Source organism: Paracoccus fontiphilus (genome assembly GCF_017356265.1).
GTDB classification, from domain to species: Bacteria; Pseudomonadota; Alphaproteobacteria; order Rhodobacterales; family Rhodobacteraceae; genus Paracoccus; species Paracoccus fontiphilus.
The window spans coordinates 82,761-93,097 of sequence record NZ_JAFNAW010000010.1 but is presented as its reverse complement, the minus strand read 5'-3'; the positions used below and the strand labels follow the sequence as shown (position 1 = coordinate 93,097).

At 69.0% G+C, this 10,337-nt stretch carries 11 protein-coding genes and 1 riboswitch; of the genes, 7 read left to right on the top strand and 4 right to left on the bottom strand.

What is annotated here, in order from left to right; genetic code table 11:
* Positions 1-87: 87 nt before the first annotated feature.
* The 3 genes from lepA to J0F76_RS05970 are packed head-to-tail and all read right to left on the bottom strand — an operon-like array spanning position 88 to position 3,553.
* Positions 88-1,887 carry a translation elongation factor 4 gene (gene lepA, locus J0F76_RS05980; protein WP_207466815.1) on the bottom strand — a complete coding sequence of 600 codons (1,800 nt, stop codon included), beginning with the start codon at positions 1,885-1,887 and terminating at the stop codon, positions 88-90.
* A gap of 41 nt (positions 1,888-1,928) precedes the next feature.
* Positions 1,929-2,834, bottom strand: coding sequence for a DMT family transporter (locus J0F76_RS05975; protein WP_207466813.1), 906 nt, complete (start codon positions 2,832-2,834; stop codon positions 1,929-1,931).
* On the bottom strand, positions 2,831-3,553 hold the full coding sequence (locus tag J0F76_RS05970; protein WP_242690017.1) for an HAD family hydrolase: 723 nt from the start codon (positions 3,551-3,553) through the stop codon (positions 2,831-2,833). Before J0F76_RS05970 ends, J0F76_RS05975 begins: the two co-directional genes overlap by 4 nt.
* Positions 3,554-3,601: 48 nt before the next feature.
* Between J0F76_RS05970 and J0F76_RS05965 the strand changes: the two genes are divergently transcribed.
* From J0F76_RS05965 to J0F76_RS05935, 7 genes are all read left to right on the top strand, one after another.
* A complete protein-coding gene (locus J0F76_RS05965; RefSeq protein WP_207466812.1) occupies positions 3,602-3,787 on the top strand; it encodes a heavy-metal-associated domain-containing protein in 186 nt (61 codons plus the stop codon).
* A gap of 175 nt (positions 3,788-3,962) precedes the next feature.
* Positions 3,963-4,265: a hypothetical protein gene (locus J0F76_RS05960; RefSeq protein WP_207466810.1), complete on the top strand. Its 303-nt coding sequence runs from the start codon at positions 3,963-3,965 to the stop codon at positions 4,263-4,265.
* Between the two features lie 10 nt (positions 4,266-4,275).
* Positions 4,276-4,953: an NAD-dependent deacylase gene (locus J0F76_RS05955; RefSeq protein ID WP_207466808.1), complete on the top strand. Its 678-nt coding sequence runs from the start codon at positions 4,276-4,278 to the stop codon at positions 4,951-4,953.
* Positions 4,954-4,993: 40 nt separating this feature from the next.
* Positions 4,994-5,184: riboswitch (cobalamin riboswitch) on the top strand.
* A gap of 128 nt (positions 5,185-5,312) precedes the next feature.
* A complete protein-coding gene (locus J0F76_RS05950) occupies positions 5,313-7,136 on the top strand; it encodes a TonB-dependent receptor domain-containing protein (protein WP_207466806.1) in 1,824 nt (607 codons plus the stop codon).
* Entirely contained in the window at positions 7,123-7,914 is a 792-nt protein-coding gene (locus J0F76_RS05945; RefSeq protein ID WP_341351561.1) for an ABC transporter substrate-binding protein, read from the top strand. The genes J0F76_RS05950 and J0F76_RS05945 overlap by 14 nt, the downstream gene beginning before the upstream one ends.
* On the top strand, positions 7,911-8,897 hold the full coding sequence (locus J0F76_RS05940) for a FecCD family ABC transporter permease (RefSeq protein WP_207466802.1): 987 nt from the start codon (positions 7,911-7,913) through the stop codon (positions 8,895-8,897). The genes J0F76_RS05945 and J0F76_RS05940 overlap by 4 nt, the downstream gene beginning before the upstream one ends.
* Positions 8,894-9,634 carry an ABC transporter ATP-binding protein gene (locus tag J0F76_RS05935; protein WP_377707374.1) on the top strand — a complete coding sequence of 247 codons (741 nt, stop codon included), beginning with the start codon at positions 8,894-8,896 and terminating at the stop codon, positions 9,632-9,634. The genes J0F76_RS05940 and J0F76_RS05935 overlap by 4 nt, the downstream gene beginning before the upstream one ends.
* On the opposite strand, the gene parA is transcribed toward J0F76_RS05935, so the two are convergent.
* Positions 9,631-10,266 (bottom strand): ParA family partition ATPase, encoded by a 636-nt coding sequence (gene parA / locus J0F76_RS05930; RefSeq protein WP_207466799.1) that lies wholly within the window; start codon positions 10,264-10,266, stop codon positions 9,631-9,633. The genes J0F76_RS05935 and parA overlap by 4 nt on opposite strands.
* Positions 10,267-10,337: the final 71 nt, after the last annotated feature.

Below are 10,337 nucleotides of genomic sequence, written 5' to 3'. Positions count from 1 at the left end.
GCTCGGTATACCCGTCACAGAGGCCGTGGGATAAGTCCGTCCGGGGAAGGGGGACACTGGCCATCAGCCGATTTGGGCAACAGAGCCTCACCCATCCATCTTCAACGCCTGAATGAACGCCGTCTGCGGGATCTCCACCTTGCCGAACTGGCGCATCTTCTTCTTGCCGGCCTTCTGCTTCTCCAGCAGCTTCTTCTTGCGCGTGGCATCCCCGCCATAGCACTTGGCCGTCACGTCCTTGCGCATCGCCGACAGCGTTTCGCGCGCGATCACGCGGGCGCCGATGGCCGCCTGGATCGGGATCTTGAACATGTGCCGGGGGATCAGCTCCTTGAGCTTTTCCACCATCACCCGGCCGCGCGCCTCGGCGCGGTCGCGGTGAACCATGATGGACAGGGCGTCCACGGGTTCGTCGTTCACCAGGATCGACATCTTGACCAGGAAATCCTCGCGGTATTCGCTGATCTGATAGTCGAAGCTGGCATAGCCCTTGGTCACGGATTTCAGCCGGTCGTAGAAGTCGAACACGACCTCGGCCAAGGGCAGGTCATAGACGACCATCGCGCGGCTGCCCGCATAGGTCAGGTCCAGCTGGATGCCGCGGCGGTCCTGGCACAGCTTCAGCACGTCGCCCAGGTATTCGTCGGGGACCATGATCGTGGCCTTGATGCGCGGCTCCTCGATATGGTCCACATGGGTCAGGTCGGGCATGTCGGCGGGGTTGTGAAGGTCGCGGACCTCTCCGTCGCGCATGTGCAGCTTGAAGACCACCGAAGGCGCGGTCGTGATCAGGTCCAGATCATATTCGCGTTCCAGCCGGTCGCGGATCACCTCCAGGTGCAAAAGCCCCAGGAAGCCGCAGCGGAAGCCGAAGCCCAAGGCGGCCGAGGTTTCCATCTCGTAGCTGAAGGACGCGTCGTTCAGGGCCAGCTTCTCGATCGCGTCGCGCAGGGCCTCGAAGTCGTTGGCGTCCACGGGGAACAGGCCGCAGAAGACCACCGGCTGGGCGGGCTTGAAGCCCGGCAGGGCCACGTCGGCGCCCTTCTTCTCGTGCGTGATGGTGTCGCCCACGCGGGTGTCGCGGACCTGCTTGATCGACGCGGTGAAGACGCCGATCTCGCCCGGGCCCAGTTCGGCGATGTCCACCATCTGCGGGGTCAGCACGGCCAGCTTGTCGATGCCGTAGACTGCGCCGGTCTGCATCATCTTCACGCGGTCGCCCTTGCGGATCACGCCGTCCATGACGCGGATCATCACCACGACGCCCAGATAGGCGTCATACCACGAATCCACCAGCATCGCCTTGAGCGGCGCGGCCCGGTCACCTTTGGGGGCGGGCAGGCGCGTCACGATGGCCTCCAGCACGTCGGGGATGCCGAGGCCGGTCTTGGCGCTGATGGGGATGGCGTCCGAGGCGTCGATGCCGATCACCTCCTCGATGTTGTCCTTGACGCGGTCGGGTTCGGCGGCGGGCAGGTCGATCTTGTTCAGGACCGGCACGATCTCGTGGCCCGCGTCGATGGCCTGGTACACGTTGGCCAGCGTCTGCGCCTCGACCCCCTGGGAGGCATCGACGACCAGCAGCGATCCCTCGACCGCGCGCATGGACCGGCTGACCTCGTAGGCGAAGTCCACATGGCCCGGCGTGTCGATCAGGTTCAGCACATAGGTCCGCCCGTCGCGCGCGGGATAGCTGATGCGGACGGTGTTGGCCTTGATGGTGATGCCGCGTTCCCGCTCGATATCCATGCTGTCCAGAAGCTGGGCCTTCATGTCGCGTTCCGCGACGGTGCCCGTCATCTGGATCAGCCGGTCGGCCAAGGTGGATTTGCCGTGGTCGATATGGGCCACGATCGAGAAATTGCGGATGAGGTCAAGGTCGGTCATGGGCGGGCTATACAAGGGCGCGGGCGGCGCGGGAAGGGGGATCAGGCAGGCGGAAGCGGGGTATCCATCGGCATCGAGGCGGTGCGGCGGCGCAGCCGGGATTCTCGCCACATGGTGTAGATGCCGGCCAGCGCGATGATGGCGCCGCCCGACAGGGTCCAGGCGTCGGGGCGTTCGCCGAAGACCAGCACGCCCAGGATGATGGCGAAGATCAGCCGCGAGTAGCGGAAGGGGGCGATGGCCGAAATCTCGCCCAGGCGGGTGGCGATGACCATGGTAACATAGCCCAGCAGGCCGAAGGCCAGCGTCGCGACAAGGGCGCCGCCTTGGCCCGGGCTGGGCATCACGAAGGATTGGCGGCCGAGGATCATCAGCACGATCCCGGACAGGCCCATCATGCCGAAAGCCGAGGCGGTGACGAGGCCGGTGTCGATCCGCTTCGGCAGGCGGCGCGTGGCAAGGTCGCGCACCGCTAGAAGGATGACCGCGACAACCGCCAGAAGGTTGGAGGGCTCGAAGGCGTCGGTGCCGGGCCGCACGATCATCAGCACGCCGATGAAGCCCAGCGCGATGGACAGCCAGCGCCGCCAGCCGACCGGCTCTCCCAGAAACAGCGCGGCGCCCAGCGTCATCAGCAGCGGCAAGGCCTGCAGGATGGCCGAGACGATGCTGAGATCGCCCCGCTGCAGCGCCACGATATAGCAGATCGCGCAGACCCCGTCGGCGAGGTTGCGGATCATGACGCCGGGGTGGAGGAGATCGCGCCAGGCCACGGTCGCGCACAGGGTGATCCACAGGCCATAGGCGATCATGCCCCCGAAGCCCACCAGCAGCAGCAGTTGCCCAGTCGGCAGGGCCGTGGACAAAAGCTTCAGCAACGTGTCCTCGCCCGCGAAGGCGGCCATGGAGAGGACCATCAGCAGGGCGGCGCGTCCGTTGTGGCTCATGCGCGGGCCTCCAGCCGGGCGATCAGGGCGGGCAGGTCGGCGATGCTGTCCAGCCGGTGCGCGCGCGGGTGGTCGGGCACGGGGGCATGTTCGATGGCCCAGGTCAGGTCGTGCGGGATGAATACGCCGTGGCCGCCCAACTCCAGCACCGGCAGCACGTCGCTTTTCATCGAATTGCCCACCATCAGGAAATGCTCGGGCGCGACGCCGGCGCGCAGCAGGACGCGGGCATAGGTTTCGGGCGACTTGTCGGCCAGGATTTCCACGGCCTCGAATCTTTCGCTCAGGCCCGAGGCGGCGATCTTGCGTTCCTGGTCGATCAGGTCGCCCTTGGTGATCAGGATCAGCCGCCGCCCCTCCAGCGCATCCAGGGCCTGGGGCACGCCGGGCAGCAGGTCGACGGGGTGGGACAGCATCTCCTGCCCCAGTTCCAGGAGGCGGCCGATGGCGCGGCCGTCGATGCGCCCGTCGGTCAACTCGATCGCGGTCTGGACCATCGACAGCATGAAGCCCTTGATGCCGAAGCCATAACGGGCCAGGTTAGCGCGTTCGACATCCAGAAGGCGGCTGGCGATGTCCGCGCCCGCCGCATGGTCGCCCAGCAGGGCCGCGAACTCTCCCTCGGTCACGCGGAAGAAGGTCTCGTTTTCCCACAGGGTATCGTCGGCATCCAGCCCGATCGCCTCGATCATCGCAAACCCCAGCCTTGCCCTTGCCATCCTGCAGGACCATGCTGGCGCAGGCTTGTAAACCCCCGGAGGAGCGCCATGACCTTTACCGTCCCCGACATGAGCTGCGGCCACTGCAGGACCGCGATCGAGAACGCCATCGCCGAGGCCGGAGGCCGCGCCACGGTGGACCTGGACGCGAAGACCGTCACCGTCGAGGGGCTGGACCCCGCCCGCGCGGCGGAAGCGATTCGCGCCGCCGGATACGAGGTCGCGGCCGGCTGAGCCGGCGCGACCCGCCGCAAGACGCTGGCCGCAAAGGAAAGAGCCTGCCCTTCCTGCGACACACCGGCCGATTGAGCGGACGGCGCCTTCCTGCTAGTCTGGTGGCCGGACGGGACGCCTGAGACCGGGACAACCGGCACCCGCCATGACCATGAGAAAACCGAGGAGACAGCTTATGCTCAACCGCATCGTCATTGCGGCCGCGGCCTTCATGATGACCGCGCCCCTTGCCGTGGCAGGGCCCATCGCCAGCGCCTGCGTGCGATCCGACCGTGCACGCGGTAACGCCCCCCTGTGCGGCTGCATCCAGCAGGTCGCGAACCAGACCCTGTCGCGGTCCGACCAGCGCCGCGCCGCGTCCTTCTTCCGCGATCCGCACCAGGCGCAAGAGGTCCGCATGTCGAAAAGCGACCGCGACAACGCCTTCTGGGCGCGCTACAAGCGCTTCGCCTCGCGGGCCGAGGCTTATTGCCGGTAAGGCCCGCGGCTTGCGCATCACCGTCCTGACCGGAGCGGGCATTTCCGCCGAAAGCGGGCTTGCCACCTTTCGCGCCACCGACGGGCTGTGGGAAAGCCACCGGGTCGAGGACGTAGCGACGCCCGAGGGCTTTGCCGCCGATCCGGCTCTGGTCCACCGCTTCTACAACATGCGCCGCAGGGATGCCGCCGCCGCGCAGCCCAATGCGGCGCATCGCGCCCTGGCGGACCTGGCGCGGCGCCACGACCTGACGCTGGTCACGCAGAATGTCGACGACCTGCACGAACGCGCGGGCAGCGCCCACGTGATCCACATGCACGGCGCCCTGACAGGCGCGCTTTGCGCGGCTTGCGGGCATCGCTGGCCCGCCCCGCTGGTCATGTCGCCGGGCGACCCCTGCCCCGCCTGCGCCCGGCCCGCGACCCGCCCCGACATCGTCTGGTTCGGAGAGATGCCCTACTACATGGAGCGCATCTGGGACGCGCTGGAAAGCGCCGACCTGTTCGCGGCCATCGGCACCTCGGGCAATGTCTATCCGGCGGCGGGCTTTGCCCAGCACGCCCGCCGGCGCGGCGTCGAATGCGTCGAGCTGAACCTGGAGCCCAGCGCCAATGCGCGCGACTTCCACCGGCGCATCACCGGACCCGCAAGCCGGACGGTTCCCGACTGGATCGCCGCGCTGGATTGACCGGGCGCGGTTAGCTCTTGCCTGCGCGGCAGGGCGTCGGGTATGGCAGGCTTGCCTCGGTTCCGGGTTCACCCCCGGTTAAAAGGGAACGCGGTGCGAATCCGCGACTGCCCCCGCAACTGTCAGCGGAGAGCCGGGCCGGACAAACGCCACTGTCCCCGTGTGGGATGGGAAGGCCCGGCCAAGCGATGACCCGCAAGTCAGGAGACCTGCCGAACGCGATCACCCTGACGGCGTGCGAGGGGCGCGCCGGAAACGGAAACGTCCGTCGTGGTGGTTTTCGCTGTTCGACGGGGTTTTCCCCGCCGGACGATCTGCATCACGCCCGGCTGTCGCCGGGTTTTTGAAGGACGTCCCTTGTGACCCCGCGTTTCCTGACCCTGACCGCCGTCATGGCCCTGACCACCGCCCTGCCCGCCGCCGCGCAAGACACCGCCGCCGACACCTTCGTCCTGGGCGAGATCACCCTGACCGCCAATCGCGAGCCGACCGGGCTGAGCCGGTCGGGCAGCTCCGTCTCCATTCTGACCGGCGAGGCGCTTGAGGGGCTGGCGGGCCAGCCCCTGTCGCGCAGCCTGACGCGCCTGCCGGGCGTGACCTTGCGCCAGACTGGACCACTGGGCACCACCGGGTCGCTGCAGTTGCGCGGCGCGCCCGCCCAGTACCTGCCCGTGATTATCGACGGGATCGAGGTGTCCGATCCCGCCGCGGGCCAGCCCTATTACGACATCGGCGGGCAGATCGGCCAGACGGTCGGCCGGGCCGAACTGCTGCGGGGCGCGCAATCGGCGCTTTACGGATCGCGCGCGGTCGCAGGCGTCCTGTCGCTGCAGTCCCTGCGCCCGACCACGGACGGCTTGCACCACCATTTCGGGATCGAGGCTGGCAGCTACAACACGCTGGCCGCCAGCTACGGAGCGACCCTGCGCCGCGCCGATACCGACCTGGCCTTCCAGGTCAGCCACATCCGAAGCGACGGCTTTTCCGCGCGGGACGAGGATGACGGCAACTTCGAGGATGATGGATACGAAGCGACCCGTCTGTCCTTCTACTCCGAGCATCGGCTGGAGAACGGCGCCACCATCGGCTTCAACGGCTTCTGGGAAGACAGCACCGCCGACTTCGACGACTACAACGGCGATGTGGCGGGCACGCCGGGCGATGACCATACCGATCGCGAAAGCTATGGCCTGCGCGGCTTTGCCGAGTTCTCGACCGGGGCGGTTGACCACGACATTGCCCTGACCCGTTATCGCATCGACCGCCTCAGTTCCTCGAACGGCCAGGACGACCCTTTCATCGGCACCCGCACCAGGCTGTCATGGCAAGGCGCGACCGACATCGGCCAGGGCGTCCGCGCCGTCCTGGGTGCCGATACTGAAAAGGAAGAGGCCGAGGGCAGCGGCGATGCGCGCCTGAACGGCGTCTTCGTGGAAACGACGGCGGCCTTGGGCGACCGGATCGACATCGCCACATCGCTGCGCCGGGACGACCATTCGCGCTTCGGCGGCTTCACCTCGGGGCGGATCGCGGCGGTCTATCGGGCCGACGACGACCTTCTTTTCCGCGCCGCGCTTGGCAACGGGTTCCGCGCACCCTCGCTGTACGAACTGTTCGGCGAGTACGGCGATGCCTCGCTGGAGCGCGAGGAAAGCCGTACCTATGAACTGGGTGTCGAAAAGCAGTGGGGCGACAGCTACCTGCGCGCCACGGCCTTCTGGCTCAAGGCGCAGAACCTGATCGGCTTCGACTCGGCCGCGACGGCCTGCGGCCAGCCGTTTGGCTGCTATGCCCAGGTCGACGGCATCTCCCGCCGCCGCGGGGTGGAAATCGACGGCCGCCATGTCTTCGGCGCGGGCCATGCGCTGACGGCCAGCTACACCTTCACCGACAACCAGACGGACGCCGAATGGGCGCAGGTGCCCGAGCGCGTGCTGAACCTGGGGGCAGAAACGACCCTTTCCACCGGCACGACGGCGGGCATTGCGCTGCAACACGTCGCCGGGCGGGCGGAGGGTCTCGACGACTTCACCACCGTGGACCTGCTGGTCAGCCACCCCGTGCGCGACAATGCCGAGGCCTACCTGCGGCTGGAGAACGTCCTGGACGAGGATTACCAGTGGGTCGAGGGCTATGGCACCTCGGGGCGGGCGATCTATGCGGGGCTGCGTGCGTCGTTTTAAGACGACCCTGGTGGCGGCGCTGCTGGCCGCCGCCCTGCCCGCCGGGGCGGCACCGCGGCGCGTGGTGTCGATGAACCTGTGCAGCGACCAGTTGGCGATGCTGCTGGCGGCGCCGGGGCAGCTTGTCTCGGTCAGCAATCTTGCGCAGGACCCGCGCATGTCGCCCATGGCGGATCAGGCTGCGGCCTACCCCGCCAACACCGGCCGGGCCGAGGAGATCTACCTGATGGCCCCCGACCTGGTGATCGCGGGAACCTATACGTCGGGCGCGACGGTGGCGATGCTGCGCGGCCTTGGCATCCGCGTCGAGACGCTGCCCCCGGCCGAGGACTTCGACGCCATCCGTGACGCGATCACCCGGATGGGCGCGTTGCTGGGGCGAGAGGATGGCGCCCGCGATCTGCTGGCGCGCTTCGATGCCGAACTGGCCGCCGCCCGTGGCACCCCCGACCGGGGGCGAGCGGCGCTTTATTACGCCAACGGCTTCACCTCGGGACGGGATACGCTGGCGGGCACGATCCTTGATGCCGCGGGCTACCGCAACATCGCGGGCGACTACGGCATCGCCACGACCACCACGCTGCCCTTGGAGTTGCTGGTCATGGCCGGGCCTGACCGGCTGATCACCGGCGCCACGTGGCCCGGCCAGTCGCGCGGCGAGGCGATCCTGGACCATCCCGCGCTGTCCGCCGTCGCACCTGCCGACGCCCAAGTGACGGACCGCGACTGGGTCTGCGGCACGCCCTTTGTCACCCGCGCGATCCGGTCCCTGCGATGAGGGGGCTGTTCATCGCCCTGTCGGCCGGGGTGGCAGCCCTTTTCCTGGCATCGCTGCTGACCGGCCCCGCGGGCTTGCCGATGCCGGAATCGCTGCGCGCCTTGCTGGCGGGCGGCAATGAACCGCTGCCGGTCGTGATGCGCGAGATCCGCTTGCCGCGCGCCATTCTCGGCCTTGCCGTGGGCGCGGGCCTTGGCCTGACCGGCGCGGCGCTGCAAGGCTATCTGCGCAACCCCCTGGCCGAGCCGGGCCTGATCGGCATCTCGGGCATGGCTGCCCTGGGGGCGGTCCTTGCCATTCAGACGGGCCTCTCGCTGGCGGCACCACTGGCCTTGCCTCTGGCGGCGCTGGCGGGCGCGGCGATTGGCGTGGGCCTGCTGGTCGCGCTGGCGGGACCGCGCGGCGGGTCGGTGACGCTGATCCTGGCAGGCGTGGCGATCTCGGCTCTGGCGGGTGCCGGGACCGCGCTGGTCCTGAACCTGTCGCCCAACCCCTATGCCGCCAACGAGATCGTCTTCTGGCTGATGGGGTCCCTTGCCGACCGCTCGATGCTGCATGTCTGGCTGGCCCTGCCGCCGATGCTGCTGGGCGCCGTGCTGACCCTTTCCACCCGTCGCGCCCTCGACGCGCTGACCCTGGGCGAGGCCGCCGCGCAGGCGATGGGTGTTTCCGCGCCGGCCCTGCGCTGGCGGCTGGTCGCGGGAACGGCGCTGATCGTCGGCCCCGCGACAGCGGTTGCGGGGGCCATCGGCTTCGTGGGGCTGGTGATCCCGCATGTCCTGCGCCCCTGGGTCGGCGCGCGGCCCTCGGCGCTGCTGCCTGCCTCGGCGCTTGGCGGGGCGGCGCTGCTGCTGGCCGCCGACGTGGCGGTGCGGCTGGTCGTGCCCGACCGCGACCTGAAGCTGGGGGTGCTGACCGCCATCGTCGGCGCGCCGCTGTTCCTGCACCTGATCTGGAAGACCCGCAGCGGGGGACGCGTCTGATGGTCCTGCGCCTGTCCGGCCTTTCCGTCACACGCCGCCGACGCCCGGTCCTGCACGGCGTCACCCTGTCTCTTCCCGCGGGACAGTTCGTCGGCCTGATCGGCCCCAACGGCGCGGGCAAGTCATCCCTGATGGAGGCCGCGCTTGGCCTGATCCCCTTCACCGGAACCTCGTCCCTGGCCACCCTGCCCGCCGACCGGCGCGCGCGCCACGCCGCCTATCTGCCGCAGGCCCGAGAGATCGCCTGGCCCGTCAGCGTCGAGGATCTGGTGGCCCTTGGCCGCATCCCCTGGCCCGGCGGCGGGCGCAGCGGCCTGGACCGCATCGCCATCGACGCCGCCATCGCCCGCATGGGGCTGGAGCCGTTCCGCAAGCGCACCGCCCTGCGCCTGTCCGGGGGCGAGCAGAACCGCGCCCTGATCGCCCGCGCCCTGGCGCAGGACACGCCGATGCTGATCGCGGACGAGCCCATCGCCGGTCTGGACCCCGCCCAGCAACTGGCCTGCCTGCGCCTGTTCCGGGATCTCGCGGCCGAGGGAAGGACCGTCCTTGCCTCCATCCACGACCTGGGCCTGGCGGCACGGTTCTGCACGCGGCTGGTGCTGCTGTCCGACGGGCATGTGCTGGCGGACGGCACGGCCGAGGCGGTGCTGCGCGACGACCTGCTGCGCCGGGCCTTCGGCATCACCGTGCGCCGGGTGGACACGCCGGACGGCCCGGCGATCCTGCCGGTCTAGCCAAGCGCGGCCAGAACCTCATCGGTCAGCTTCACGACCTCGTCGCGCGCGGGGCCGCTGCGGGCGCGTTCCAGCGCACCGACACCCTGCCCCAGCGTTTCGGCATAGACGACCCGGTTCGCCAGCTGCGTGCCCGCGACATCGGCGCCCAGGTCCGCCGCCTTCTGCGCGACCTCCGCCGACAGGCGGGTATTGGGCCGCACCCGGTTCATCACCACCAGCACGCGGGCCTTCTCGCGCCGCGCCAGATCCAGCACACCCTCGGTCGCCCACAGGTCCACATGGCTGGTCGCCACCGGCACCAGAACCAGGTCGGCCACGCGCAGGGCCGGGCGCAGGTCGCTGTCGATCTTGGGCGGCGTGTCGATGATCACGAAATCGAAGCGCTTCTTCAGCTTCTCGGATTCGTACGAGGCCCCCCAGGCGGACGAGGTGGAAAAATCCATCGCCTCGTCCTCGCCCTGCCCCTGCACCCGCTCGATGAACCAGCGGCCCATGCTGCCCTGCGGGTCGGTATCGACAAGCGCCACCGAATGGCCGCGTTCGTGCAGGCTGACGGCCAGGTTGATGGCCAGGGTGGTCTTGCCCGATCCGCCCTTCTGCTGCGCGACCGTGATGATCCTGCCCGCCATCATGCCTCCTGCCGGTTGACGCATCGGAAGGTTAACGGGCGGGCGCTGCGATTGCACGGGTTTTCTGCACC

Coding starts and splice junctions, on each gene's coding strand:
- J0F76_RS05970 (WP_242690017.1), bottom strand. CDS start 3,553: ATGGCAAGGGCAAGGCTGGGGTTTGCGATGATCGAGGCGATCGGGCTG.
- J0F76_RS05940 (WP_207466802.1), top strand. CDS start 7,911: ATGAGGGGGCTGTTCATCGCCCTGTCGGCCGGGGTGGCAGCCCTTTTC.
- parA (WP_207466799.1), bottom strand. CDS start 10,266: ATGGCGGGCAGGATCATCACGGTCGCGCAGCAGAAGGGCGGATCGGGC.
- J0F76_RS05960 (WP_207466810.1), top strand. CDS start 3,963: ATGCTCAACCGCATCGTCATTGCGGCCGCGGCCTTCATGATGACCGCG.
- lepA (WP_207466815.1), bottom strand. CDS start 1,887: ATGACCGACCTTGACCTCATCCGCAATTTCTCGATCGTGGCCCATATC.
- J0F76_RS05965 (WP_207466812.1), top strand. CDS start 3,602: ATGACCTTTACCGTCCCCGACATGAGCTGCGGCCACTGCAGGACCGCG.
- J0F76_RS05975 (WP_207466813.1), bottom strand. CDS start 2,834: ATGAGCCACAACGGACGCGCCGCCCTGCTGATGGTCCTCTCCATGGCC.